At 42.6% G+C, this 25,574-nt stretch carries 24 protein-coding genes and 3 pseudogenes; 17 read left to right on the plus strand and 10 right to left on the minus strand.

What is annotated here, in order from left to right; translation table 11 throughout:
- A partial coding sequence (gene xylB / locus HWQ41_RS05850; RefSeq protein WP_292760632.1) for a xylulokinase occupies positions 1 to 1,539 on the plus strand: 1,539 nt, incomplete at its 5' end.
- Between the two features lie 57 nt (positions 1,540 to 1,596).
- Here the strand turns inward: xylB and HWQ41_RS05855 are convergent.
- A complete protein-coding gene (locus HWQ41_RS05855; protein WP_292760633.1) occupies positions 1,597 to 2,109 on the minus strand; it encodes a DUF1772 domain-containing protein in 513 nt (170 codons plus the stop codon).
- Between the two features lie 202 nt (positions 2,110 to 2,311).
- Positions 2,312 to 2,920, minus strand: a complete 609-nt coding sequence (locus HWQ41_RS05860; protein ID WP_292760634.1) for a HEAT repeat domain-containing protein — start codon at positions 2,918 to 2,920, stop codon at positions 2,312 to 2,314.
- A 34-nt stretch (positions 2,921 to 2,954) separates the two neighbouring features.
- On the opposite strand from HWQ41_RS05860, the gene HWQ41_RS05865 reads away from it, so the two are divergent.
- Positions 2,955 to 3,182: a hypothetical protein gene (locus HWQ41_RS05865; RefSeq protein ID WP_292760635.1), complete on the plus strand. Its 228-nt coding sequence runs from the start codon at positions 2,955 to 2,957 to the stop codon at positions 3,180 to 3,182.
- Positions 3,183 to 3,401: 219 nt separating this feature from the next.
- On the opposite strand, the gene HWQ41_RS05870 is transcribed toward HWQ41_RS05865, so the two are convergent.
- From HWQ41_RS05870 to HWQ41_RS05880, 3 genes are all read right to left on the minus strand, one after another.
- On the minus strand, positions 3,402 to 3,896 hold the full coding sequence (locus tag HWQ41_RS05870) for a bleomycin hydrolase (RefSeq protein WP_292760636.1): 495 nt from the start codon (positions 3,894 to 3,896) through the stop codon (positions 3,402 to 3,404).
- A gap of 78 nt (positions 3,897 to 3,974) precedes the next feature.
- The gene (locus HWQ41_RS05875; RefSeq protein WP_292760638.1) at positions 3,975 to 4,532 is read right to left on the minus strand and encodes a bleomycin hydrolase; all 558 of its coding nucleotides are present in this window, start codon (positions 4,530 to 4,532) and stop codon (positions 3,975 to 3,977) included.
- A 359-nt stretch (positions 4,533 to 4,891) separates the two neighbouring features.
- A complete protein-coding gene (locus tag HWQ41_RS05880) occupies positions 4,892 to 5,059 on the minus strand; it encodes an NblA/ycf18 family protein (protein ID WP_069074022.1) in 168 nt (55 codons plus the stop codon).
- A 318-nt stretch (positions 5,060 to 5,377) separates the two neighbouring features.
- On the opposite strand from HWQ41_RS05880, the gene HWQ41_RS05885 reads away from it, so the two are divergent.
- The 3 genes from HWQ41_RS05885 (at position 5,378) to HWQ41_RS05895 (ending at position 7,706) form a co-directional block, all read left to right on the plus strand.
- Positions 5,378 to 5,995 (plus strand): phycobiliprotein lyase, encoded by a 618-nt coding sequence (locus tag HWQ41_RS05885; RefSeq protein WP_292760677.1) that lies wholly within the window; start codon positions 5,378 to 5,380, stop codon positions 5,993 to 5,995.
- The gene (locus HWQ41_RS05890) at positions 5,992 to 6,537 is read left to right on the plus strand and encodes a hypothetical protein (RefSeq protein WP_292760640.1); all 546 of its coding nucleotides are present in this window, start codon (positions 5,992 to 5,994) and stop codon (positions 6,535 to 6,537) included. The genes HWQ41_RS05885 and HWQ41_RS05890 overlap by 4 nt, the downstream gene beginning before the upstream one ends.
- A 401-nt stretch (positions 6,538 to 6,938) precedes the next feature.
- Entirely contained in the window at positions 6,939 to 7,706 is a 768-nt protein-coding gene (locus tag HWQ41_RS05895; protein ID WP_292760641.1) for a phycobilisome rod-core linker polypeptide, read from the plus strand.
- Positions 7,707 to 7,920: 214 nt separating this feature from the next.
- Here the strand turns inward: HWQ41_RS05895 and HWQ41_RS05900 are convergent, their stop codons facing one another.
- Positions 7,921 to 8,838: an RluA family pseudouridine synthase gene (locus HWQ41_RS05900; protein ID WP_292760679.1), complete on the minus strand. Its 918-nt coding sequence runs from the start codon at positions 8,836 to 8,838 to the stop codon at positions 7,921 to 7,923.
- A 341-nt stretch (positions 8,839 to 9,179) separates the two neighbouring features.
- Between HWQ41_RS05900 and HWQ41_RS34245 the strand changes: the two are divergent.
- The 4 genes and pseudogenes from HWQ41_RS34245 to HWQ41_RS05915 form a co-directional block, all read left to right on the plus strand.
- Positions 9,180 to 9,266 (plus strand): annotated as a pseudogene (locus HWQ41_RS34245) (transposase); the annotation flags it as partial.
- 610 nt (positions 9,267 to 9,876) lie between these two features.
- Entirely contained in the window at positions 9,877 to 10,119 is a 243-nt protein-coding gene (locus HWQ41_RS05905; protein WP_292760642.1) for a hypothetical protein, read from the plus strand.
- A gap of 105 nt (positions 10,120 to 10,224) precedes the next feature.
- Positions 10,225 to 11,166: a PHB depolymerase family esterase gene (locus tag HWQ41_RS05910; RefSeq protein WP_292760644.1), complete on the plus strand. Its 942-nt coding sequence runs from the start codon at positions 10,225 to 10,227 to the stop codon at positions 11,164 to 11,166.
- Between the two features lie 232 nt (positions 11,167 to 11,398).
- Positions 11,399 to 11,590: pseudogene (locus HWQ41_RS05915) on the plus strand (IS701 family transposase); the annotation flags it as partial.
- Between the two features lie 521 nt (positions 11,591 to 12,111).
- Here the strand turns inward: HWQ41_RS05915 and HWQ41_RS05920 are convergent.
- A complete protein-coding gene (locus HWQ41_RS05920; protein ID WP_292760645.1) occupies positions 12,112 to 12,246 on the minus strand; it encodes a hypothetical protein in 135 nt (44 codons plus the stop codon).
- Positions 12,247 to 12,644: 398 nt separating this feature from the next.
- Between HWQ41_RS05920 and HWQ41_RS34250 the strand changes: the two are divergent.
- The 5 genes and pseudogenes from HWQ41_RS34250 to HWQ41_RS05940 form a co-directional block, all read left to right on the plus strand.
- Positions 12,645 to 13,472, plus strand: a pseudogene (locus HWQ41_RS34250) (PAS domain-containing protein); the annotation flags it as partial.
- 120 nt (positions 13,473 to 13,592) lie between these two features.
- Complete coding sequence (locus HWQ41_RS34255; protein ID WP_366931637.1) at positions 13,593 to 14,618, plus strand: histidine kinase dimerization/phosphoacceptor domain -containing protein; 1,026 nt, start codon at positions 13,593 to 13,595, stop codon at positions 14,616 to 14,618.
- A gap of 12 nt (positions 14,619 to 14,630) precedes the next feature.
- On the plus strand, positions 14,631 to 16,145 hold the full coding sequence (locus HWQ41_RS05930) for a response regulator (RefSeq protein ID WP_292760648.1): 1,515 nt from the start codon (positions 14,631 to 14,633) through the stop codon (positions 16,143 to 16,145).
- Positions 16,146 to 16,857: 712 nt separating this feature from the next.
- Complete coding sequence (locus HWQ41_RS05935) at positions 16,858 to 18,060, plus strand: AAA family ATPase (RefSeq protein ID WP_292760649.1); 1,203 nt, start codon at positions 16,858 to 16,860, stop codon at positions 18,058 to 18,060.
- A gap of 476 nt (positions 18,061 to 18,536) precedes the next feature.
- Positions 18,537 to 19,499 (plus strand): hypothetical protein, encoded by a 963-nt coding sequence (locus tag HWQ41_RS05940; RefSeq protein WP_292760650.1) that lies wholly within the window; start codon positions 18,537 to 18,539, stop codon positions 19,497 to 19,499.
- Positions 19,500 to 19,805: 306 nt separating this feature from the next.
- Here the strand turns inward: HWQ41_RS05940 and HWQ41_RS05945 are convergent, their stop codons facing one another.
- A complete protein-coding gene (locus HWQ41_RS05945; RefSeq protein ID WP_292760682.1) occupies positions 19,806 to 19,967 on the minus strand; it encodes a hypothetical protein in 162 nt (53 codons plus the stop codon).
- Between the two features lie 287 nt (positions 19,968 to 20,254).
- A complete protein-coding gene (locus HWQ41_RS05950; protein WP_292760652.1) occupies positions 20,255 to 21,067 on the minus strand; it encodes an SDR family oxidoreductase in 813 nt (270 codons plus the stop codon).
- A 206-nt stretch (positions 21,068 to 21,273) separates the two neighbouring features.
- Between HWQ41_RS05950 and HWQ41_RS05955 the strand changes: the two genes are divergently transcribed.
- The 3 genes from HWQ41_RS05955 to HWQ41_RS05965 all read left to right on the plus strand — a co-directional run bounded on the left by HWQ41_RS05955 (position 21,274) and on the right by HWQ41_RS05965 (position 24,664).
- On the plus strand, positions 21,274 to 22,248 hold the full coding sequence (locus HWQ41_RS05955) for a threo-3-hydroxy-L-aspartate ammonia-lyase (protein ID WP_292760654.1): 975 nt from the start codon (positions 21,274 to 21,276) through the stop codon (positions 22,246 to 22,248).
- 483 nt (positions 22,249 to 22,731) lie between these two features.
- Positions 22,732 to 24,057 (plus strand): amino acid permease, encoded by a 1,326-nt coding sequence (locus HWQ41_RS05960; RefSeq protein ID WP_292760655.1) that lies wholly within the window; start codon positions 22,732 to 22,734, stop codon positions 24,055 to 24,057.
- A gap of 61 nt (positions 24,058 to 24,118) precedes the next feature.
- Complete coding sequence (locus HWQ41_RS05965) at positions 24,119 to 24,664, plus strand: RNA 2'-phosphotransferase (RefSeq protein ID WP_292760656.1); 546 nt, start codon at positions 24,119 to 24,121, stop codon at positions 24,662 to 24,664.
- Positions 24,665 to 24,684: 20 nt separating this feature from the next.
- Here the strand turns inward: HWQ41_RS05965 and HWQ41_RS05970 are convergent, their stop codons facing one another.
- Positions 24,685 to 25,506, minus strand: a complete 822-nt coding sequence (locus tag HWQ41_RS05970) for an NADPH-dependent oxidoreductase (RefSeq protein WP_292760657.1) — start codon at positions 25,504 to 25,506, stop codon at positions 24,685 to 24,687.
- Between the last annotated feature and the right edge of the window lie 68 nt (positions 25,507 to 25,574).

The raw sequence follows: 25,574 nt of genomic DNA on the forward strand, positions 1-25,574 counted from the left end.
GGGTTGGGGGTGGGGTTCTTGTACCTCACTCAACCGATAACCGCTATAAGATTTAAGAATTTGGAGGGGCAATTGACTGACATTGTACTTGGCTTAGACTTGGGTACAGGAGGAGTACGAGCGATCGCAGTTGACCTGCAAGGGCAAATTATTGCTCAGACAACCAGAAGCTATCCCCTGTTAACTCCACAACCCGGTTGGACGGAACAGAACTCATCGGATTGGGTCGAAGCAAGTTTGGATGCTCTCTTCGATGTTACTCAACAGCTAAACGGACACCAAGCGATCGCCCTCGGTCTGTCTGGACAAATGCATGGTATGGTTCCTCTCGACGCGGATGGTAAAGCGATCAGACCGGCAATTTTGTGGAATGACCAGCGCACAGCTAAAGCTGTTGTTGAGATTGAAGCCGCTATTCCCCGTCAGGAGTTGATTCAGCGCACTGGAAATCCGGCAATTACAGGGTTTCAACTGCCGAAGCTCTTATGGTTGCGGACTGAAGAACCACAAGCATATACTCGCTTGTGGCAGATTCTTTTGCCAAAAGATTATCTGGGATATGTGCTAACTGGCGAATCGGTGACAGAACCATCTGATGCCTCTGGTGTTGGCTGTCTGAATCTGGCGAATCGGCAATGGGATAGAGATATTCTCCATGCTCTCGATATCAATCCCGCGTTGTTCCCCCCAGTCATCGAATCTACTGCGATCGCTGGACGGTTAAAATCAGAAATAGCCGTCCGTGTGGGATTACCTGTAGGATTACCTGTAGTCGCAGGCGGAGGTGATAATGCCGCAGCAGCGATCGGTTTAGGTATCTCATCAAGCAACCTAAACCGGGGTAGTTTAAGTATTGGCACATCGGGAGTGATCTTTGCACCGTGCGATCGCCCAATTCCCGATCCCGAAGGTCGGGTGCATTTGTTCTGTCATGTGGATGGTGGCTATCATCTGCTGGGAGTGACGCTGGCGGCTGGTGGTTCTCTGCGTTGGTATCGAGATACATTTGCCCCGGATATATCTTACACCGATCTCATGAATATGGCAGAGCGATCGCAGCCTGGTGCCCGTGGTGTTCTATTTCTGCCCCACCTCGCAGGAGAACGCAGTCCCCACCTCGATCCAGAGACTCGCGGTGCTTTAGTAAATTTGTCATTAGCTCATACGCAAGCAGATATAACTCGCGCTGTTCTAGAGGGGGTTGCATTCAGCTTGCGGTCAGCATTGGAGGTAATTAGTGCGATCGCTCCCGTTGATCAACTCTTAGCAACAGGTGGAGGCGCACGCTCTCACATCTGGTTACGAATTTTGGCAGATATTTTGCAAACAGAACTTATAGCTCCCAAAGCCGAAGAAGGAGCTGCTTACGGAGCAGCTATTTTGGCAATGGTGGGGATTGGTGCTTACCCCAATTTAGAAGCTGCACTCAAGATGCGATCGCAGCATAGTAATGTAGTAGAGCCGCAGACAAATCCTTTGTATGAAGCAGGGTTTAAGCGCTACAAGCTACTTTACGATACCTTAAAAGCTGTTCGTTGACAGAACACCATTGCCGTGATTAGCCCAAGAATCCCCGTCGATTTATCGCGGGGAGTGTCAATATTGCGCCCCTCGATAACAGAGCGCGATCGTGAGCGATGCCGCTGCCGCAAGCGCTGCCGCCGCCCGAATGTGATTCCAGATTGTCCAGTTGGCAAGGTAGCTAGACCATAGACTTGCACCGATAGTACTGTCCGGCTCGACTCTCGCCAGCGCTTCGTTGAGCGGCACATTGAACACGATTGTCACGCCGAATGTACCGACGAGATAAAACAGGCTGCCGACAAGCAAGTAGATCGCACCGGGTTGATGCCTCCTTAACAGCGAGGAGACAAAAAGAAGGATGCAAGCCACAGCCGTTCCCAAGAACACTGCCATAAACAACGGATTGATCACCGTGATATTGATGGATTGCATGGCGGCAATGCCTTGTGGTGGCTGGAGTCTGGCAAGGGCGTTGATCACGAAGGACGAGAAGGCAAAGAAGACTCCAGCTATCAGCCCACAGCCAAGTGCCGAGAAAAGCTTCAATGCGAAATAATGTTGTTGAGTGATCAGATATTGCAGCATTGCCTTATCCTCCAACCAGTTGAGCCATTTGAATACGAGCCGCCGCGATCGCGTCTGTTAACTTTTGCCCACCATACGCATCGTTTTCAACATCAATTTTTGATTACTTAAGGGAATTTGGCGGATATCAAATTCGGTAGTGCAACAAGAAAGTGTGGGTTTAGTGATTAACTATTTTTTGGATATGGTGTGAATGCGATCGCTACGCTCTCTTATAATTAATCACCTGATCTAATCGGGGCAAAGCACTCACTGCTGACTCTTGAACATACGGATCAACAGATTGATCATTTGTCAATGCCGTTAGCACTTCCACGCCTCGGATATCACCCATTGAACCGAGTGCATTGACGATCGCCACAGCCACCGCAACATTATCCGTTGTTTTCAGAGCTTCAGTTAAAATCTCAAAGGCAGGAGAACCAATTTCACCCAGCGCCATGACTGATGCAATATAAACAACGGCATTTGGGTCATTGAGCGCTGTTTTCAATCCCTGTAAACCCTCAGTCGGGAAGGGAACATCTGGATGATTAGTAGCAACCTGTGCTAGGGCCTTAGCACAACTACCCCGAATGGTCGTATTATCGCTATTTACTAATGACTCTACCAGTAACGGTACTGCATCTTTACCAATAGCACCCAGCGCCTTTACCGCAGCTCGACGGTAGGTGACATCTTCCTCATCTAAAATACCCATCAGCCGAGGAATAGTATTTTCATCACGGACATCAGCCAGTTCCCACATGGCTCGTTCCCGTAGATTGGGGTTGGGGTGTTTTAACTGTTCAAATAGAGAATCTATTGTCATAAAAAAATTTTCCTGTTTCAATCCCCCAATGGCATTGTTAGCCAACACAATTGCATTGTCAGCCAACACAATCGCATTGTCAGCCAACACAATGGCATTGTTAGCCAACACAATGGCATTGTCAGCCGACGCAATGGCATTGTCAGCCAACACAATCGCATTGTTAGCCAACACAATCGCATTGTCAGCCGACGCAATGGCATTGTTAGCCAACGCAATGGCATTAGGTCAAGAGACTTGTGTGTACACTGTAGCTTTTTAGGTGAGAGACTTTGAATTTTACTTCCCTTCTCTTGTAGGGAAGGGGCTGTTCTTGTTAGGTCTGTATTGAACTCAACCGAGAAACACTATATAACTGTTCACTGTTGATCACAACTGAGGGACTCTTAGTAAGTCACTCAACCAGATACAGGCAAAGCAACAGACTTAGAGTCCCTGAGTTTTAGAGTATGACTATCGCTCGTCTAGTCAATCCGTGTGACTATGACAGGGAGTTGATTACATAGTCGAGGAGAGCGCGGAACTCAACCAAGGCTTGAGGAGACAAGTCGCGAGGAGAGCAAGCGCGATCGCGAGTGAAAGTCAATGCGGTAACATAAGGAGCTGTGGGCAGACCCAAAGAGCGATAAACTTCACGAGCACCTGCAATACCCCACTCATCCAGAGGGCCAGTACCGCCCACAACTAAGCTGTAGTTGATCAAGCGTAGGTAGTGCTTGATGTCGCGCAGGCACTTGTCTTTCTTGACTTGGGTAGCGCCAGCTTCGCCTTCTTGGGTCAGGTAAGGATATTTCTTGAAGGCAGCATCATAAGCTTCTTTAGCTACGTTATCGATACCAGAAGCCAGCTTTTCAGCAGCTTCTAGACGAGCAGTAGCACGCTGAATGCTACCTTGAACGGATTCTAAATCAGAGGTGCTTGGAAAACGACCTGCTGCATCAGCAGATCCAATAACCGTAGTGATAACTGATTTCATTACTTTTTATACTCCAGATTAGATTTGATCGAGTTTTAATTTCAGTTTGCTTGGCTAATAGCCTTTAGCCATGAGCAATTAGCTCAGAGCAGAAATAACGCGATCGAAGTAGCTAGCAGCTTCAGCAGCTAAAGCAGAGCAGTCGCCTTGAACAACTTCCAGTTTGCGGAATTTTTTGCCAGCGTTAGCTTCAGTGTTGGTGTTGGTGATGTGAGCGACGCTGATAGCCTTCAGAATCTGAACAGCACGTACAGAAGAGGTGGTAGGTACGCCCAAAGCTGTGTAGGTTTCTTTCAGACCGTTCAAAGCACGATCATCCAATACAGAAGAATCACCAGCCAACAGTGCATAAGTCACGTAGCGCAGGATGATTTCGGCATCACGTAGACAAGCAGCAGTCCGGCGAGTGGGGTACAAGTTACCACCAGCTTGAAGTAGACCAGTGTTTTCACAGGCAATCCCAGCGATCGCATCCGAAACTGCACAGCTAGCGTTGCTGGCGATCGCATTCACTGCATCAAGGCGCTTGTTGCCTTCAGCAATGAAAGACTTAAGAGCTGCCAAGTCAGCACCACCGATAGGAGCGGTTTTGGCATCAGCCGTAATTACAGCTCTGGAAAAAGCATCAAGAACCATGAGTTCTCCTTAATATTCACAAATGGCGGATATTATTTTTGGCGTGTCTCGATCAGGTTAACTGTGAGTAGCCAAAGAAAAACATAGGGGATCGATAGTACCCTAGTCTTTACTATGAGAGACAAAGTAATAATCTGTAATATTTAACTTGGGCATTGGGCATTGGATATTGGGCATAGGGACTAGAGAATAAGCAGGGGAGCAGGGAGCAAGGAGAAGAGTTTTCCTCTCTGCTAAGAGCAACCTCGCCCATAAAGCTTCTTTCCAATGCCCTATGCCCAAAAAATTAAGACTTACGCATTTCAATGGAACTCTGCCACTGCGTAAGTCTTAAAGAAAAAATATTGTTTTTTACTTGATCAAGCTTGTTTTAGCAGATGTTTGACCAAATTATCTTTCACCATCATCTGCCGTAAAACTTCTAATAAAAAATCCTGAGCCTCTTCTTGACTCAAATTTTTTACCTGGTCTTTCAAATTTTGTAAGCGAAACTGTTGCTCTAAAGTTAGTTCGATTGGGAAGTCCATCATTCACTCCTCGGATTGACTGGATCTAAGGGTATTTTTTATTACCGCAAGTCTGAAGGCGTAGGCTGTTGTAGACATTGCTTTCAAATAGTTTAGCACTGAGATATTAAAATGTCTACATTGTCAAGCCATAATAAATCACGAACATAAAAGTTTACAATTTCCTAAAAACACGTCAGCCTCTCCCTTTGTAGGGAATTTATTGAAGCTGACCGCTAATCGCTGTAATGTTTAGAATGTTTATATATCAACAACTCTAAAAATAAAGAACTCGTAAAACATCATCCGCAGGAGTAATAAGTAGGAGTCACAAGATTGATAGACGCAATGGAATTTTTTCAGCTAAGTGCTGGTAAGTGGCGATCGCAACGTGCAACTCATCATCTGGCCTTCAAGCGCTCAGAGACGGGAGAATCGGATATACAGGTAGAAACTCTGGATGCCGATCATCCAGAAATCATTGAACTGTGCCAGTATCATGAGATTGACCCCAGCCTTTCAGTAGGAGGGTCGCGTGTGCGTTGGCTAGGGACAATGGCTTGGGATAGAGAGGGTGAAGAGAACCATCAGGGGAAAACCATATTTGCGATCGTGCCTGATGGCGATAACCCAAGGGCAGGCAAATTACTCCGCGAAAGAGGATACGCCGAAATTGTGCCTGTAGTCGGTCTTTTTCACATGGATGATGAAGATGGACTAGTGTTGACAACCGAATACGAAACAATGAGTTCCATTGAGCGATTCTGGTTTGCCAGCCCAAATATGCGAATGCGAACCAGTACAGTCAAACGGTTTGGCGGCTTCAGCACGGCATCATTTTGTAGTGAAACTCGGATTGAAACTTCTGTTGAGGTTGCCAGCACAGCAGAAGTCACAGAAAGACTTGGGCAGGATGTTCTGGAAAAAAGCCAGTTTTATTCCGTTTTGGGCTGGTGAATTATCTCAAGCAGAGCGATGCTTTTACTCGTGGGCGAGATTATCTGTATCTGGTACAGGGACTTGCCCTAGAACCGGGTATGGTGGATGTGTTTGATAACCTACGCGATCGCATCCCCATTTGCACTTGGATCGGCGATAATATTAACACCGTTAACGCTCAGATCAACGCCTATCTAGAAGTTTGTCATGAGTGTTTTCATCCCCAAGAGCGTCGGCACATCCAAATTTTTGCAGTACCCATAGCTCAATCCTTCGGCATAGACGGGCTGTGCAACATTCTCACAAACCCAATCACTATTCTGGTAGATGTTGGTCGAGTTGCACCTAGAGACTGGTTTGGTGTAGTCGTCCATGAATACGCCCATGCCCATCTAGGAGACTTTGGCCACAATGAGCAGTTTGCTAGCATCCTATCTCATCTATGTTTAGGACTGGGATTGGAACCACCCTACTGGGAGGCAGGGATGGAAGCAACTTTGCGTAGTTGGCCTCACTGTAAATCAACCATAGATCCCTTGGAATTTTGGATAGGTCGCTGAAGGAGGCAGGCGAGCAGGGGAGCAGAGGGGGACAAGGAAAATAACCATGCCCAATGCCCAATGCCCCATGCCCAATGCCCCAATCCCCATTAATTTCTTTTGCTAAATGTTAAAAATTATTGCTTCAGTTCAAAAAGGTGAAACTGAATCTCCTAATCTAAAATATGTGAACAAAGTTTTTTAGTCATCTACTTTAGTCATTAAGCTGGAAGCCCCACTCCCTATTTATTGATTAGCTATGGGTTGAATCCGGCAGGCTAATCGTTTTTCCTACGAATACTGAAATCACCCTTAGTTAAGTTTCGTGAAATTTTATCAGAATCTGAAGTTCTGATCCAACTACGTCCCTTAATATGTGATTAAAAGTTGTTAACTTTAATTAAGAACATGGAGGCTTTAGAGTGGCAATTCCTCTGTTAGAATATGACCCTTCAAGTCAAAATCAGCGTGTAGCTGCTTATGAAGTACCGGGTGATGAACAGCCCAGGATTTTTAATACAGATAATATTCTGTCTCCGTCAGATTTAGGTGATCTGATCGAAGCAGCATATCGTCAACTTTTCTTTTATGCCTTTGCTGCCGATCGCGAAATATATTTAGAGTCCCAACTCCGTAATGGACAAATTACAGTGCGGGACTTTATTCGTGGGTTAGTACTTTCCAATACCTTTAAGAAGAGCTTCTACGACCTCAACAATAATTATCGCTTTGTTGAGCAAGTAATCCAACGGGTTCTAGGGCGCGACCCATACAACGAGCGGGAAAAAATCGCTTGGTCAATTGTAGTCGCTACCAAGGGTATTGTAGGCTTTATTGATGAAGTGCTAAATACTGAAGAGTACCTGAGCAATTTTGGATACTCCACAGTGCCGTATCAGCGCCGTCGGATACTGCCATCCCAATCTGAGGGTGAGTTGCCATTCAACATCAAATCTCCGCGATACGAGGATTATCACCGTTCTAAACTGGGTTTCCCTCAAATCATTTGGCAGGTCGAAGTACGCAGATTCCTTCCACAAGAGCAAAAGCCCAAAGCTGGCGATCCAGCTCTATTCTTGTCTATGGCACAAAGTGTCAATGCAACTGGCAATGCGCCACAAAGGATCTCGTCATTCAACATCGATATCGAAAAGTCTGTACCTTATCGGCAGCTGGCAGGAATTAAATAACGATTTTTGGTCGGCGGCTGGCTAGTACATCCATTTGATCATTTTATAGCGTGCATGAGTCCTGGGTTGTGTAGGAGTTTCATTTAGGTATAACTAGTGAAACAGACTCTATCCCATGTCTGATGCACGCTAGTTGTTAAGGGGCATTGGGCATGGTTTTTTTCTCAATGCCTAATGTCTGTGAAATGGCGCTGCTTTCAGGCGTGGGATGAGCTTAAAGTGCAGTTCGTCTTTTTAACATCTCCAAAAGTTTTGTAAAGTGGGCGGGAGGAGTAGCTGTCACCTCAATCAACTCCCCAGATAGGGGATGCTGCAATTTGAGCCGCCAAGCGTGGAGTGCTTGACCGGGCAAATTTACCCCCACTGAATGACCAGAACTATAAATTGGGTCGCCGACAATGGGATGACCCATTTTGGCGCTGTGGACGCGAATTTGATGGGTGCGTCCAGTTTCTAATTGAAAGTGAATTAAGGTGAAGTTACCAAGGCGTTCTAATACTTGCCAATGAGTGACGGCAGATCGTCCGCCTTCTTCAACGGGTATAATCGCCATTTTCTTACGGTCTTGGGGATGGCGACCAATGGGCAAGTCTATGGTGCCACTTTCAGTTTTTGGCGCACCGTAAACTACGCCCAAGTATTCTCGCCGTGCAGTTTTTGCTTTGAGTTGTGCTTGTAGATGATGATGGGCAATATCTGTTTTAGCGATCGCGATCGCCCCCGTTGTATCCTTATCCAATCGATGGACGATTCCCGGACGCTGGACTCCGCCAATTCCTGGTAAATTGGGACAGTGAGCCAACAGGGCATTTACCAAAGTGCCATCTGGATGACCGGGCGCAGGATGGACAACTAAGCCTGCTGGTTTGTTGAGAATAAGTAACTGGTCGTCTTCGTAGAGGATATCTAAGGGGATATCTTCTGCTAGCAGTTCTAAAGGTTGGACTTCTGGTATTTCGAGAGTGATGCGATCGCCTACCTTGACATTGATCTTCTTAGATATGCAAACTTTATCGTTAAGTTGGACGTTACCCTGTTCGATTAACTGTTGGATGCGGGAACGGGATAAGTCTGGTAATTCTTGGGAAAGGTAACGGTCGAGGCGATCGCCTTTAGTGTTGACGCAGTGTATCGTACTCCCAAGGGGAAGCAAGCTAGGTGCAGCATCCTGTATATGAGAAGATAAGCGATCGCCCTTGGCGTTGGCGTTCGCGTAGCGTGTCGCAGACAAGCCATCGCTATTTTCTGGGATTTGTAAATTAAATTCGGTCACAATTGCTCTAGATTAATTCCCCGTTCTTTAAGTAAAGCGCGGAATCCTTTAAAAGTTAGAAACCGCGTCTACACGAGGTAAAACCCACATGCATAGGTTTCAAAACCTCAATTTTTCCTTAGTCCGCGGAGGCGGACGAGAGTTTGTGTAGCCGCGAATTTCATGAGACTGTTGGCAAACAAGTGAGGGGTCTTACCCCCAGGAGCCGGATTGATTGGAAATACGCATTGGGACTGGAAATCACTGATAGCGGTTTTGATTACTCAGTATTAAGTGAATTTGGCAGTTGATTAATTGCTTGCGGGCGAGAAAGCGACGGGAGCAATGCGATCGCTTAAGTGAAAGCTGTCTAAACCTTGGATGCTGTAAGGCGTTGAGCATTTAAAGTGATGCGATCGCAGGAGATGTAACTATTACCATCAAGTACCGCTTATACTTTCCTTATCAGCAATCCCCCCTGCCACATGGACATTTCAACAAAACACCCAGACACCAGAAAAGAACTGATTAATCAGCGTTTCAGGCGATAACGTTAATGGGAGCAATGCGATCGCCCTTAAAGGAACGCTGTTTCCCATTTTCGATGGCTGAAACCCTCATTTTTACGTCAGTTTCCGAAAGTTTGTGATTTACTGAGACTAATCAAAAGAGGTATTCGTGAACACCTCTTTTTTGTCCAAAGTCCAAAATATGACTTTAGTCATACTGAAATTATGACTTTATTCCACTGTCTATTCTAATTTAGTATTTTAAACTAAAAGTAATACAGCAAACCAATTAAATCGTGTAACAAGCCAAACTTACTATAATCATAAAGATTAGGTAAGAATATATGTTCACAAATTATTGATAAATGCCGTATAACAATCAAGCAAATTAATTGATGGAAATTTGAATATGAAACGTATTCTATTAGGTGCATTACTTGCTCTCCCATTTGCAATTTCTTCCTTACCATCACAGGCATCGGCAGCAGAAATCATTGTCAGACCCAACATCCATAACGTTGCTGTTGTGCATAAACCTCTTCTTGCCCGATATCAACGGAAGTTAATTCCTGCACATTGGGAAACAGTACGACGCGGTAAAAGGTGGGTTAAGGTTCGAGTTCCTGCTCATTATGTAAATGTAAGAGCTTAATATCTCTAATAGGGACTAACAAACCTACTTGGTTTGTTAGTCCCTATTTAAGTAAAAATTTGCAGGTAAATAAGACTTATAAATAATCAAGTCAATATAATTAACATGAATATATATCATAAATTTCGATTTTTTCAAAAAACTCTTATATTTTTACTTACAATTACTTTAGTGACAGCCTGCGGTTCCATCCAGGCTGAAGAAAAAAATATAGCTAAAGAAAAAATCGTGAGTGGTGATAATTATGGAGAGTTAAATGACCAAGGAAAGTTACGTACTTACTATTTTTACACTCCAAAATCTTATAATCCAGACCGCCCGATGCCGTTAGTTTTAGTGTTTCATGGGGATGATGGTAGTGGTCGGTCTATAAGTAATGTGACTCACTTCAATGAATTAGCAGATCAAAAAGGATTTATTGTTGTTTATCCAGATGGAATTGACCAAAAATGGAGCCTTAGAGGTAACGCTCAAGGAAGAGTAGATGATGTTTTGTTTGTCAGTGCTTTGATTGATCATCTTCAGCAGCAAATCAATATTGATAGTCATAAAGTTTATGCCACCGGTTTTTCTAGAGGTGGAATACTTACGCAAGCACTGGCTTGTAAGTTACCTGATAAAATTGCTGGTTTTGCATCAGTTGCTGGTTCGCTCCCAGTTAGACTCAAACCGAATTGCCAGCCTAAAACTCCCATATCGATGTTAATGATTAACGGTACAAACGATCACGATGTACTTTATGAAGGTGATGATCATACTCAACGAGGAGCGCTGGTTTCGATCTCAGACATGGTAGATTTTTGGCGATCGCATGATCAATGTATCTCATCGAATCAATCTCCGCAGTTTTCTGAAGATCAAGTGAAAACCTCTCTCTACACAGGTTGTAGTGGCAACTCAGAAGTCTGGCAGCTAGCGGTAGTAAACGGTGGACATTTCTGGCCTGGTGGTTCTTCAACTGACGAGAGCCTAAATAAATTCAATGCTAAACTGGGCCTGAACGCCAGTGAAACAATTTGGGACTTTTTTCAACGTCACAGTCAGTAGACCGATCTACAGTCTCATTTCGACATCACACAAATATTTTGTGACCTAAACGACTCTAACTCCTAACTCCTAACTCAGGGCTATTTCGTTCTAGACAGAAAACGCCCAGAACTGAAGTTCAGCGGCTCATAGCTAAAGTCCGCTGACATCTTGCACCATTCTCAACAAGCAGGGTTGCGCTGGTGGTCAAAATCTGAAAAAAAGGGCGTAGAAAGAAATTCATTGAAGGTTTATGCTAAACCTCCTTAGTTACGCCCAAAGTTTAGTTTATACTCTGGTGTCCTTGATGCCTAGTCGCTACCAACAGAACAGTCTACAAACACTATTAGAACTATTTCTGCAAGCAAGTGGGCGATCGTTACCTGAACACAGTCAGACCCTTTCAGCAAGTGCCCTCAGCCGCTTCCTTAATAAGTACCAATGGTCATGTCGTGCCAGAGAATGGTGCAAGATATCAGTTTCAACGCACTTTAGCTATTAGCCCGCAATTTATTGCAGGGCGGGAAACCAACGCAAAACCGAGATTTTAGGGATGGGGTTTTACCCATCGTCAATTGACCAACAATATCTTTCCAATCGCTAAGGCATGAAATAACTATTACCAACTCATCTAAATAAATGCGTACAACCCTCACAACAATAGGACTTACGCAAAACCACACGCTGTAGGGGCAATTCATGAATTGCCCCTACCAGAAAATCACTCTTTTCGGCTATTGTTTGCGTAAGTCCTGAACAACAGGCACATCTCTGCTAACTAACACCGCCCGTGAACTGAACAAAAAAGCCGCATCAGTTACAGATGAAGAACTCCAGCAATTAAGTCACTTGCTCTGTCATTTAATTTCAGATTTTGGATTTTAGATTTATTCTCGCGTTTAAATTCGCTTGCTCTAGACCTTTTTAAATTTTGAATCTTCAATTCCATTATCCAAAATTTAAAATCTAAAATTCGGTAAGGGATTGGGCTGTCGCAATGATCCCAAATGATGGAATAGTGGCAGTAACAATTGAACTGATAGCAATTAGCACAACCACCATGACAATGAGCGATCGCAGGTAGCGCACGTTAAATACCATACTTAGCTTTACGAAATTATACTCAAAGATGATTTTTGGGTACATTAAGTAAGGGAAATATTACTGTGATTTTTAAAGGTTTTTATATATGTAAATGGTTCATTTCAGAGGATCTACGGTAACAATAACCAAAGCGATCGCGGTACTTTAATTTCAATAAATCTTACATTATCAGGTTAAAAAACTCAGAAAGGATGACAGATACAGGATGTAGAAGCTCCAAATGCTACTCAATCCTAGCCTACGGCTAGTACGGAAAAACTCTGACGAACGCCGAACGTGTTCTCATGAAGAGTATGAAAAGCCACCCTCTAGGCATCTGCATGTCTACAGAGTTTTTAGGCTAAAAACCTCTTCCTTCGGGCTTTGGTGAAGACTTGTGCAGTGTATAGGTTTTGATGATGGAATTTTTAAATAATTTTTTCTCTACTAGCCAGTTTATTCCCCACGGACATTGCTACCTCTGGAAACCAGGATTGGTGTGGTTGCATCTGGTTTCAGATGTGTTAACTGGACTTGCTTATTATTCAATTCCAGTGATGTTGGTTTATTTTGTCCGTAAACGGCGAGATATGCCTTTCGGCTGGATATTCCTGATGTTTGGCACATTTATCGTTGCTTGTGGCACAACCCATTTAATGGATGTGTGGACGCTTTGGTATCCTACCTATTGGCTATCAGGGTTAATTAAAGCTATTACCGCTTTTGTCTCCGTATTGACGGCCATAGAACTTGTGCCATTAATACCCCAAGCACTGGCTCTACCGAGTCCTGCCCAAGTAGAGGCTGCAAATTACCAACTAGCAAAGGAAGTTGCTGAACGTATACGGACTGAAGAAGTGTTGAGGGAAAGTGACCAACGCTGGCAATTAGCTTTGCGCGGCAATAATGATGGAATTTGGGACTGGAATGTTAAAACTAATGAAGTTTTCTTCTCACCTCGCTGGAAGGAAATGCTTGGTTACGAAGACCACGAAATTTCTAACAATTTAGATGAAAGGGTGACACGAGTGCATCCGCATGATCTTGAATGGGTGACACAAGCAGTTCAAGATCACTTTGCTCAGAAAACACCGTTTTATACTACCGAGCATCGAGTTTTATGTAAAGACGGCACTTACAAATGGATTTTGGATCGAGGTCAAGCATTGTGGGATGAAGATGCTAATGTAGTGAGGATGGCAGGCTCACATACGGATATTACTGAGCGCAAGCAAGCAGAGGAGGCATTAAGTAGCCTACTTAACCAACTAGAAAGCAAGGTTGAGGAACGGACAGCAGAGTTAACAAGAATCAATCAATCACTACAGGCAGAAATTATTGAGCGCCAGCGAATAGAAGAAGCATTGCGGGAAAGCGAACAGCGATTTCGTGCTGCATTCCATCAAGCTGCTGTTGGCATCGCCCATGTAGCAATAGATGGAAGGTGGTTGTTAGTTAATCAGAAGCTTTGCGATATTCTCGGTTATATACCCGAAGAACTACAGTTGCTAACTTTCCAAGATATTACTCACCCAGATGATCTTAACGCCGACCTGAAATACATTGACCAGATTTTAGCAGATAATATTCAAACTTATTCGATAGAAAAGCGCTATTTCTGCAAAGATAGTTCCATAGTTTGGGTTCATCTCACCGTGTCTTTAATGCGCGAACCTAGTGGAGAGCCAAAGTATTTTATTTCTGTGATCGAAGACATTAGCGAACGGCAAGCCGCGCTGCGCGATCGCAAGCAGTGGGAGGAGCAAATTCAAGCATCACTCTTAGAAAAAGAGGTGTTATTAAAAGAGATTTACCATCGCGTCAAAAATAATTTACAGGTTATTTCCAGTCTGCTAAACTTGCAATCTGCTTATATCAAAGACGAACACGATTTGGCAATATTCCGACAAAGCCAGCAGCGAATTGCATCAATGGCTCTAGTTCACGAAAAATTGTATCAGTCTCACGACTTAGCAAGGATTAATTTTGGTGAATATATTCGAGATTTAGTAGCAAGTTTATTTACTGCATACGAAGTCAATGAAGATGCGATCGCTCTGAGAATAAATATCGAGGATCAAGTTTTTCTCGGCTTAGATACAGCAATTCCTTGTAGCTTAATTATCCATGAGCTTGTATCCAATTGTTTGAAATATGCATTTCCAGGAGATAGAAATGGTACAATTTATATCGAGATTAAAAAAAAGAATGACAATCAGATTACACTTATAGTTAGTGATGATGGAATTGGTTTACCAGCAAATTTTAATTTCAAAAAGATCGCCTCTTTAGGCTGGCAGTTAGTAGATGCTTTAACCAATCAACTTTCAGGAAATCTCAATATCCAAGGTACTATGGGAGTAGAATGTCAGGTGACATTTACAATATAAAATAACTCAAATATGACAAACGCGAAAATTTTAGTTGTGGAAGATGAAGCTATTGTTGCTAAAGATTTACAGTATCGACTTATAAAATTTGGTTACACGGTTCCTGCTATCGCTTCTTCAGGAGAAGAAGCAATTAATAAAGCAGTAGAAATATCCCCAGATTTAGTGCTAATGGATATTAAACTCAAAGGGTCAATGGACGGGATAGAAGCTGCCCAAGAAATCTATAAGCGTTTGGATATTCCAGTAATTTATTTGACTGCTTATGCAGATGAAAACACATTAGAACGAGCCAAAATAACTGAGCCGTTTGGCTACCTACTCAAACCTTTTAAAGAAAGAGAACTACAAATAAATATCGAAATAACCCTAACTAAACATGGTTTAGAAAGGCAATTAAAAGTAAATAAAAAATGGCTGGATGCACTTTTAAGAAGTATCAGCGATGGTGTGATTGCTAGCGATCTGCAAGAATTGGTAATTTTTATGAATCCTGTTGCTGAAAATCTGACTGGATGGAAACAAGAAGAAGCTTGTGGCAAAAATTCATCAAAAGTATTCAATATTGCCAATGCAGAAACTCATAACCCGATTGAAAGTCCGATCATCAAAGTCCTTCAAGATGGTATAATCGTCAGTCTCCCAGCAGAAACCATTTTGATTGCTAAAGATGGTGTAGAAATACCAATTGATGACAGCGCTGCACCAATTAAAGATGACAAAGATAATATGATAGGTGCTGTGTTAGTTTTTCGAGATATTACTGAGCGCAAACGAGCGGTTGAGGCGCGTCAAAAGCAAATTGAGCAAGAGCAACTTGTGGTGCAATGGGAGGAGATAAATCAACTCAAAAATGACTTTTTGAATTTAGTTTCCCATGAACTGCGATCACCTCTGAGTAATATGAAGGTAATGATTCAAATGATCCAATTATCTACTAGTGCTGAGGAAGCTCAACGTTATCTAGAACTGATGGAATCCGAGTGCGATCGCGAGCTAGGATTAATTAACTATCTACTAGACTTACAACGCCTGGAAAGCTCATCCTATGCAATTATAACACCTGATGCGTTGCTCTTACAACAGTGGTTACTTTGGGTGATTGAGCCATTTGAAATCCGTGTCCAAGAACATCAGCAAACTCTACATCTGAATCTGCCTTCAAATCTCCCGTCGCTGTTCTCAGATGGCATTAGCTTAGAACGAATCTTAGTAGAATTGCTCAATAACGCCTGTAAATACACACCTGTGGGTGGTGAAATTATCCTAAGTGTAAGCTACAATTCGTCGGAAACACCTGCAAAAACTATTATTACTACCAGTAATTCAGCAGAAATTCCGGTAACAGAGTTATCACGAATCTTTGAGAAATTTTATCGCGTTCCCAATGCAGACATCTGGAATCAAGGTGGTTCGGGATTAGGTTTACCTATAGTACAGAAATTAGTCGAACAACTGCAAGGAAACATTCAAGTAGAAAGTGGCAATGGATGGACAACATTCACCCTCACATTAACTGATTTATAGGTTTTTGAATTCTATTAAAATTTAATTAAATTTTTACTACAGATACGTTAAGGGGCGTATACATGTACATTGGTGTCAACTTAAGCCCAAATCTCTTTAAAATCTCGTTTCCAGCCAGAGGCTGGAAACGAGGTTTGAAAAAGGGTTTTGCCTTAAGTTGACACCAATGAGCATTGCTGTGCCCCTACGAACCTATCTCTATCATTATTAGTAAAACGGTATCAGTCCTTACTAGGAACCAAGCCAGCAGGGAGAGGAACTTTGGTGTCAGCCAAAAGTGGGGTTAGGTGCTTTATCTTATGGGCAGTTCCACGGACGTGATATTAGTCCTCATCTAGAGATAGATAAGTGGCGCAGGTACATCAATAGCTACAATAGCTAAAAGTAAACTCCCACTTACTAATTACTTTGTCGAAAAAGTTGACACAGGTAGTCTTTTCGTACTATAGTATACTACAAATGTAATAAGTTAGATTAAAAAGACTTCCTAACTAGTACAGCTTGGCGTAAATCCAGCTACCATCCCAATTAACTAGACAAGAGACTTAAGCCTCTTGTTAAAGGTAGGCAAACTGACGCTAGAGTGTACTAGTACAGCACGGTGGAAATAAAATTACCATTTGTACGCAGTTAGTTTATATTACGAGAAAACTTTTTCAAAATCTCCTACTTCACACAAAATAACTCGACTAACGCTGTATAACTAACAAATATGGATTTTGACTATTTTAGAAGCAATGAAGGCACTCCTACAAATAATAGCCGGCAAAGCTTGCTTGCTACCGGTTGGCGACCGTTTAACCGAGAATTAGACTGGGGGTTTTTGTGGCAACTGTTGTACAGTGACTCCCGCGAATTAACTCAAAAAAGTTTGAATTTAGCGAGTAATGTTGCTGATATTTTGGGAAGAAATAATTATGCTTGGTGGGCTAATTTATTAAATGTTGTATCTGATAATACCCGCTACGAAGTTGAAAAGTTTTGGAATTACATCACGCCAGATCCTCAATCACCAGATCATCGCTACAAAGATGTTTTGAGTACGGAAACACCCATCGTCCAATTTGTCAGTCGTAGTAGCATTCCCATTGATTATGTTCTTAACCGACTGCAAGAAATTACTGTACTGCGAGTTTTACATGTGTTGGGTAGTCCCGACATTATTACCCAGTATTACTCAGAAAGAGATTTTTATTTTCCTATAGATAAATTTGTTAGCTGGGAACGCTTAGACGTTCTCAATACTGTTTATGCTTACTGGTCGAAATATGACGTTTGGTTGCAAATTGACCCCTACGATCGCGGGCGACGACAATATACTTTAATGGCGAAAAATCTCGCGCCACTAATTAACAAAGCGACTTACGACTTAGCAGTGATGCTGAGTGGATATCAAAGTCGTGTAGGCAAAGTTCACAGTCAATTTCCCATTCGCACATTTGGGGCAGATATCCAAAACTTTACTGATTCTGTACAGCAAGCGATTCTTAATCAAAACCAGTTAGCGGTTGTTGTACATGGGCAACCAGGTACTGGTAAAACAGTCTGGACACAGGCAGTAGCAAAGGAAATTCTTGTACCTTTAGGGTATGTAATTTTTATTTTAGATCATGATGCGATCGCTAACTTTGTCCCACCGACTTACATAGAGCGTATTTGTATCGTTATTAACGAAGCTGATAATTTAGCGCAAAATCGCGCTTCCGAGGTAGCGCAATATAATAACAAAACCGAACACATTCTGAGTTTGCTGGATGGCACTTTGTATCAGAGTGTAATTGATGACTCTGGTATTCAGATGCAGCAACGGTTAGTTGTCTTGATGACTTGCAACACCACTGAAAGATTAGATCCAGCCATGTTACGTAAAGGTAGGGTGGATTTAATATATGAGTTTACGCAACTGTTTGTGTAATATCAACCTGTAGCAACACGCCGTAGGGGTGTACATCTGTGCTACCCTTTTCAGCGATTTTTAATTATTTATCTGGAATTAATCCTAGATATCTTGTAGCTAAACCGTAATGTGAGGATTTCCAGACCATAACATACTAGTACCGCAAGGCGGAATCCAAAATGACGCTCTCTACGAGACGTTAAAAGCGAACGCGGACTCGCTCTAAGCGAACGCGAGTGCGTCTCTAAGAGTTGCTATGCCTTTATGCGTTGCCTCTCGAACGTGAGTGCGTCTCCCCTTGGGAGAAGAGAAGGCTTTACGCTGCGCTAACAAAATTCACAATTCAAAATTCAAACAGGTATGCATTGCAAGGTTTGTAATGAATTTTATTACTTAGGATAGTTTTGGGTTAAATAAAGTTGTATTTAAGATTATAGGTAATGAAAAACTAGATTTGTGGGGAATTCATTTTCCCCTGCTATCAAGGAGTAATAATGGTTTTAAGTCAATATCAACGTGCTGTAGGTGTATTTACTCATCGTCGAAATGCAGAACAGGCACTACATGAGTTGAGAGATTCTGGCTTGGCTATGGAGAAAGTATCTGTAGTTGTACACAATGCAGACCGCAATCATGAGATTCCTGATGATGAAATAAAAGAGCGCACGGGTGATAAAGCTGACGAAGGTGCAACAGTAGGAGGGCTTTCAGGGGGTGCTGTTGGTGGGTTGACTGGTTTATTAGTAGGTCTTGGGACATTAGCAATCCCTGGAGTTGGGCCAATAATGCTGGCTGGCGCAGCGGCAACTGCTTTGGTTACAACCCTTGTCGGGGCGAGTATTGGTGCTGCTACTGGGACTTTTGCTGGTGCACTAGTTGGTTGGGGAATATCGGAAGAGCAAGCTAGAGCATATAACGAGCGAGTAGAGCATGGACACTATTTGATAATCGTGGATTGTACATCTGTTGAAATTGCTAAAGTAGAAGCAATTCTACACCGTTGGGGTATTGAAGAGTTTGGCATTTACGAGCATTTCAATAGTGAGCAATTACCTAGAAATTATCTGATCACGACGACTTCTGCTACTGCCACTCCTAATAAAAATGGGATTTTGACTAAGTATGCTATTAGTTACTTTGATAACGTAGATAATGCTGAAGCGGCAATTAATGATATGTATGTCGCAGGTTTTCCAGCAAACCAGATTTCCTTAATTTGCAAAGAGGTTTCTCAATTTATTCGGTCAACAGGCGTTAATTTAAGTGAGCGCTTTGACGCTATGAGACTAGGAATAGCAGATGAGTGGGCACGCTTTTACAACGAGCAAATTGATCGAGGCAATTACATACTCATCGTTAGTGGTACAGACAATGAGCTTGATCAGGCTAGCTTGATTCTGGGCAATTATGGGGTTCAGGAATATCAAATTTATGACCCCATGTTAATTCGTTCTTGAAAACGAGTACAGGAAATTTTAACAATTTTGTTAGAGCAGAGAAATATACAGCAAGACTTTCAAAATCCTACAGTCTTTAGCTGTATCTGTTAAAGCTTATAAGTCAGGCAGAAAGCCAAGTATTTCAAGCGTGTCAGAGGAGGAAAATATTCTTGATCAAGTAGAGTAATTAATGATATTCTGCCTGGAAACCGGACGAATATATGACTAAGCAATTGTGCTGGCTAAATTACATTTCTAAATTTACTAGGAGATTTAGAAATGTAATTAATACCCTTCTATAGTATAACCAGCAGATTGAACTATCTATTTAATTGACTCTTCAGAAGCCGCAGCTTCTACAGTTACGATTTTAGTATCAACGTTCACATCTACTTTGGCATCAGATTCCATAATCTGAATAGATTTAGTTAGGGACTGACAAATAAAAAAACATCCCAAATTTTCTTGTGGGACGGGTGTCCGCACTACGTGCCGCTACGCAAACACCCGTCCCATATTCAGGGCGGACAGGACTTCGGCGTGAGCGCTCAATCGAACGCTGCCCACCCCACAAGATGGATAATTTATTTCTTGAAAGTCCCTTATTTTCTTGGCGCACTCATGACCTTTGATATTCGGAACTTTCAATGGTAGAGTCGATGGGCGGATAATACCCCTCATCGACTCTACCAATGTATACCTCTTTACTCAACTTTGTTGCGTTAAGGAAAGGGACTGCCGCAATGTAGTTGAAAGTAGTATAGGATATCGGGCTACCTATTTTTTTTGAGTTCGTGCATACTTCTCACGACCTTTGTGACTAAATTTCTGGGTGTAAATCTGACGCTTTCAGTCAATATCTTATTTCTCATCCCAGGAACGACAACGGTTTTGTTTGTCATTAAGCCCCGATAACCAATCTTAGCAACGGTTTCCGTATCCATCATTCTGTTAACGTTAGCAATCTTTGAATCTTCCATTGCAGCAGTTTGTTGAAATTCCGATGCTGTTGGCCCTGGACAAAGAACAGTCACGCTGACACCTGTACCCTCTAATTCATTAGCGATCGCTTCTGAAAATGATAAGACATAGGCTTTAGTAGCGAAATAAACTGCCATTAGAGGCCCTGGTTGAAAAGCAGCAGCGGAGGCCACATTTAATATTTTTCCATAGTTTTGCTCGATCATATCCTTGAGAAATAACTTCGTTAAATGAGTCAGGCTGATCATATTTACCTGGAGCATTTTCAGTTCAATGCTAAGGTCTGTTTCGCTAAATACTCCATAAGTACCAAAGCCAGCATTGTTTACCAGCACATCAATCTTGATGGATGCTTGCTGTAGTTCTGTAAAAATTTCTTCTGGGGATGTTGGGATAGATAAATCCTTAACAAAAATTTTGACAAAAATGCCAAACTTTTGCGGAAATTCATCTATAATTTCAGTAAGCTTTTGTTCATTCTTATCCACTAACACAAGATTATAATTATGACGAGCAAAAATCTGGGTTAATTGATAGCCTATCCCACTAGCCGCTCCTGTAATTAGAGCAGTTTTTTTTTGCCGAGTTTCGGATGTTTTATTCATGTGACAATGACTAATTTGAGTTAATTAATTTAACTTTTATAAAAGTAGCTAAAGCAATATGTAATATTTCCTATAGCTACTTTTATTGTGACAAAAAAATGATGCTATCCACCTGAAATGAGTATGCTTCAATCCAGGATATTAGGCGCAAATATAAAAATCTGTATCTATATAAACAAGACCAAGAATATTTAATATCGTCATCAATGCCACAACATAATTCCGTTGCTATAACTGACGTGCAAGCAGCACAAGAGCGAATTTTGGGGATTGCCCACCGCACTCCTGTACTGACTTCTAGAATTGTTAACGATCGCACCAATAGCCAAGTGTTTTTTAAGTGCGAAAACTTTCAACGCACGGGGGCATTTAAATTTAGAGGTGCATACAACGCCCTCGTCCAACTATCGGTAGCACAAAAACAAACAGGTGTTCTCACCTATTCATCGGGAAATCATGGCCAAGCGATCGCTTTAGCTGGACAATTACTAAATATTCCCACCACGATTATCATGCCTGATGATGCTCCTGCTGTTAAACAAACTGCTACTCGTGGTTATGGTGCAGAGGTAATTTTGTACAATCGCCAAGAAACAAACCGGGAAGAATTAGCCCAAAATTTAGCACGCGATGGCTCTTTGACACTCATTCCCCCTTACGATCATCCCCATGTAATCGCAGGACAGGGAACAACTGCTTTAGAACTGATTCAAGAAGTTGGTCAATTGGACTTACTATTAGTTTGTTGTGGCGGTGGCGGATTACTTTCTGGTTGTGCGATCGCAGCCAAAGCACTTTTACCTAATTGTAAAGTAATCGGGGTAGAACCAGCACTTGCCGACGATGCTACGCGCTCCTTTTACACCAAAACCCTGCAAACTGTCAAAAATCCTGATACCATAGCTGATGGTGCCCGGACTCCTAGCCTTGGTCAAATTACTTTCCCCTTAGTGCTGCATTACGTCGATGATATGGTGACGGTATCTGAAGAAGCGATTCTTCGCACCATGTTTTTTTTGTGGGAACGTCTGAAAATTGTAGTTGAACCCACCGGAGTACTCGCCGCCGCCGCCTTACTCGAAGGTGTCGTGATAGCACCAGAGGCGAGGATTGGTGTGATCATCAGCGGTGGGAATGTAGATTTGGCGCAAGTTGGTAAATTGTTTTCTGTGGGATTGTAATTGTCTTATCAAACCATCTTGCTGGCTGTGATCAGGTGAGTTTTTTGTGAAAATTATCGTAAATCAAAGGGTTTAAGACCCCAACAATACAGGTAGCGTTATTTTCAGTCGGGGTTTAAATCCCCGTCTGAAAATGTCTTTAATTTTGAATTTTGAATTGTTAATCTGCTTTTTCCCGGTTATTAGAGATAGCTAAGTATGATACTGGAAAAAGAAGCTCCAATAAATCTCCTTGATTATAGTTAACATTACTAAATTGAATGATTTTAGAAAAAAAGTTCTAGTGAGGGTGCGCCGATACCTCAATAATAAAGGACTTTAAAATAACAAAGTGTTCAAACTCTAAAAATTGTGTTGATAATAAACTGGCGATCGCTTATTTACCACAAAATCTTGGCTGAAAAATCAGGTAATTAAGGGTTTTTACGAGCAATATTTACATATGTTAATATTGTCTTTTTGGTTTAGGTACGGATATTCAGCATGGTTCCCATAAAGACTGTTCTCAAAGATTCAGAGCAAGTCACTCGGTTGTTTTGTCATCTCGAATTTGATGGAAAAAAGCTCAATCATCAACCGGGTAGTCTATTGGGGAGTACTGCATTGATTGCGGGAACCACCGTTGGGGCTGGGATTCTCGCTCTACCAGCCGTTACCCTGCCTTCTGGGATTGTGCCATCCACATCTGGGCTGATTGCTGTTTGGCTCTACGCTTTAGTTTCAGGGTTATTGGTTGCAGAGGTGACTTTAAACACGATGCGAACAGAAGGGCGTCCGAGTATAGGTTTTTTGGGAGTTGTTGAGAAAATCCTTGGTAAGTTGGGAGCGCGAATTGCTGGCGGCGTATATTTATTCATGCACTATGCTCTCTTGGTGGCATACATTACCGAAGGTGGAGAGATTTTAGGATCTGCGGCGGCAAAAGTCTGGAGTGTGCAGATATTGCCTACGTGGGTAGGAACAACGACTTTCACGCTCTTATTTGGTGGCATTATGTATCTTGGGCGAGAAAAGTTTATTGAGAAATTAAACAGCGCCTTTGTCGGAATTGTCATCGTTTCCTTCTTGGGACTATTGTTTCTGGCAGGAGGGCAGATTCAGAGCGCCCAACTGTTATTTCAGGACTGGAGTGCCCTTGGTAGTGCCATTTCAGTGATGTCTGTGGCGCTATTTTTCCAAAACGTTGTGCCGCTAGTTGTGACGCAACTCGAAGGGGATACCCACAAAATTCGTCAGTCCATCTTTATTGGTTCTGTGATTCCTCTAATTATGTTCTTGGCGTGGAATGCCGTAATTTTAGGAAGCGTCAGTCCCGATATGCTACATGGCACATCTGACGGTAGAACTGTTTTTGACCCACTGCAAATTCTCCGAGCAGGTGGTGCGGGAGAATGGTTAGGAGTGCTAGTATCCATTTTTTCAGAGTTTGCGATCGTCACATCATTCATTGGATTTGTGTACGGGTTGCTGGATTTGTTCAAAGATATTTTCCTACTTGCAGAGGGCGAACTTTCTAGCCGCCTACCCCTCTATTCGCTGGTTCTTTTCCCTCCGATGACTCTCGGAACGCTCAACCCCAGCATCTTTTTTACTGCCCTAGATTACACTGGAACATTTAGTATCTCAGTTCTAGGTGGAATTATTCCGGCGTTAATGACTTGGAAGCAACGTCAAGAACAAGAAAACTCAGATAGCATAAATCAACCACTCGTTCCTGGTGGGAAAGTGACACTCATTGTGATGATTGGAATGGCATTAGCCATGATGGGAAGACAAATTCTGTCAATTTATACAAAGTCAAACCATTAATTATAACTTTATGTAGTACAAAAGATTATAATTATAATACAAATATGCCAACCACAATCAAATGAGTGATTCTCGCCTCGTAAAAATCAGCAAATATCTCAGCAAATATCTGCGACACACACCGGATGCAATTGGAATTCAACTTGCTCCCGGTGGTTGGGTTGCTGTTGATGAACTACTTACCGCTTGTGCTAAAAACAAGTTTCCGATTACCCATCAGGAATTGCAGGTGGTAGTTGAACTCAACGATAAACAACGCTTTTCTTTTGATTCTACAGGTACTCTTATTCGTGCCAACCAAGGACATAGTGTAAAAGTCGATTTACAATTAGAACCTGTTGTTCCTCCAGATGAGCTTTATCACGGCACGGGACGCAAATCTGTAGAGTCAATTCTGCAAACAGGACTTTGTAAAATATCACGACATCATGTCCATTTATCGAAGGATATTGCAACAGCACAAACTGTTGGTGCAAGACATGGAAAAGCAGTGGTTTTGACTGTACATGCTGCGGCCATGCATCAGGCGGGTTACATCTTCTATTGTTCTGCTAATGGTGTTTGGTTAGTGGATCATGTGCCACCTGAGTATCTACAAAAAATTTGAACAAGCCAATTTAATTAATTTTACAGTAACTTGAAGCCGAGGTTATTGAGAGCTTCACGCAAGCGATCGCGTCCTCTCAATGATTCTACACTTGCGATGCGTTGGGCTGAGTGTTCTGACCAATCACCAGCAACATTCATCTTTTGTTCAGTATAGAATTCTTTGATGATGTCGTTGTAGTGAGCGATCGCTTCTTCTTGATCTGCCAATTTATAGGTTTCACGGTGCAGTATCGCTGACTGGGGCAACCTTGGCTTAATCGCTGCTTGTACTTCAGGATTCGGATAGCCTACACACAGCCCAAATACAGCATACACGGAGGAGGGCAAATTCAATATCTCTGCTACCTCTTGTGGGCGGTTCCTGATTCCGCCGATATATACTGTTCCCAAACCGAGTGACTCTGCTGCGACTGCTGCGTTTTGCGCCGCCAAAGTTGCATCGATTGTTGCCATCACAAACATTTCCAAGTATTCCAGCGCATCATGAGATATGCCGCGACTGTCAGCAACGTAACTTAGACGCGCCAAGTCTGCTAACCAAACCAAGAATAAAGGCACCTGCTTAATATGTGCTTGGTTTCCCGCTAACTTGGATAACTCCTCTTTGCGCTGTTGATCTTCGACTGCTACCACACTCCAGGTTTGCAAATTAGAGGAAGTAGATGCAGATTGGGCGGCTGCAATTAGCAACTCCAGAGTTCCCGGTGGTAGAGGTGAAGCTAGATAAGACCGGATTGAACGGTGAGATAGTAGTGCTGTCAGAGAATCATTCCATTCAATTTCGGGATTGAAGGGAATTTCACCGTAGCGCGATCGCAATAATTCTGTAGGATTAGTCATAATCAATTCCAAAATTCTCAGTTGTTTTGCCACTAATACTCATTCCATTTGTCGGGGCATAGAGATGT

The sequence above is a fragment of the Nostoc sp. NOS(2021) genome, assembly GCF_017115025.1.
Classification (GTDB): domain Bacteria; phylum Cyanobacteriota; class Cyanobacteriia; order Cyanobacteriales; family Nostocaceae; genus Nostoc.

Bases quoted from the DNA above. Each gene is read 5' to 3' on its own strand.
- HWQ41_RS05855 (WP_292760633.1), bottom strand. From the start codon at position 2,109: ATGCTGCAATATCTGATCACTCAACAACATTATTTCGCATTGAAGCTT.
- HWQ41_RS05860 (WP_292760634.1), bottom strand. From the start codon at position 2,920: ATGACAATAGATTCTCTATTTGAACAGTTAAAACACCCCAACCCCAAT.
- HWQ41_RS05870 (WP_292760636.1), bottom strand. From the start codon at position 3,896: ATGAAATCAGTTATCACTACGGTTATTGGATCTGCTGATGCAGCAGGT.
- HWQ41_RS05875 (WP_292760638.1), bottom strand. From the start codon at position 4,532: ATGGTTCTTGATGCTTTTTCCAGAGCTGTAATTACGGCTGATGCCAAA.
- HWQ41_RS05880 (WP_069074022.1), bottom strand. From the start codon at position 5,059: ATGGACTTCCCAATCGAACTAACTTTAGAGCAACAGTTTCGCTTACAA.
- HWQ41_RS05905 (WP_292760642.1), top strand. From the start codon at position 9,877: ATGAAACGTATTCTATTAGGTGCATTACTTGCTCTCCCATTTGCAATT.
- HWQ41_RS05910 (WP_292760644.1), top strand. From the start codon at position 10,225: ATGAATATATATCATAAATTTCGATTTTTTCAAAAAACTCTTATATTT.
- HWQ41_RS05920 (WP_292760645.1), bottom strand. From the start codon at position 12,246: ATGGTATTTAACGTGCGCTACCTGCGATCGCTCATTGTCATGGTGGTT.
- HWQ41_RS05930 (WP_292760648.1), top strand. From the start codon at position 14,631: ATGACAAACGCGAAAATTTTAGTTGTGGAAGATGAAGCTATTGTTGCT.
- HWQ41_RS05935 (WP_292760649.1), top strand. From the start codon at position 16,858: ATGGATTTTGACTATTTTAGAAGCAATGAAGGCACTCCTACAAATAAT.
- HWQ41_RS05940 (WP_292760650.1), top strand. From the start codon at position 18,537: ATGGTTTTAAGTCAATATCAACGTGCTGTAGGTGTATTTACTCATCGT.
- HWQ41_RS05950 (WP_292760652.1), bottom strand. From the start codon at position 21,067: ATGAATAAAACATCCGAAACTCGGCAAAAAAAAACTGCTCTAATTACA.
- HWQ41_RS05955 (WP_292760654.1), top strand. From the start codon at position 21,274: ATGCCACAACATAATTCCGTTGCTATAACTGACGTGCAAGCAGCACAA.
- HWQ41_RS05960 (WP_292760655.1), top strand. From the start codon at position 22,732: ATGGTTCCCATAAAGACTGTTCTCAAAGATTCAGAGCAAGTCACTCGG.
- HWQ41_RS05965 (WP_292760656.1), top strand. From the start codon at position 24,119: ATGAGTGATTCTCGCCTCGTAAAAATCAGCAAATATCTCAGCAAATAT.
- HWQ41_RS05970 (WP_292760657.1), bottom strand. From the start codon at position 25,506: ATGACTAATCCTACAGAATTATTGCGATCGCGCTACGGTGAAATTCCC.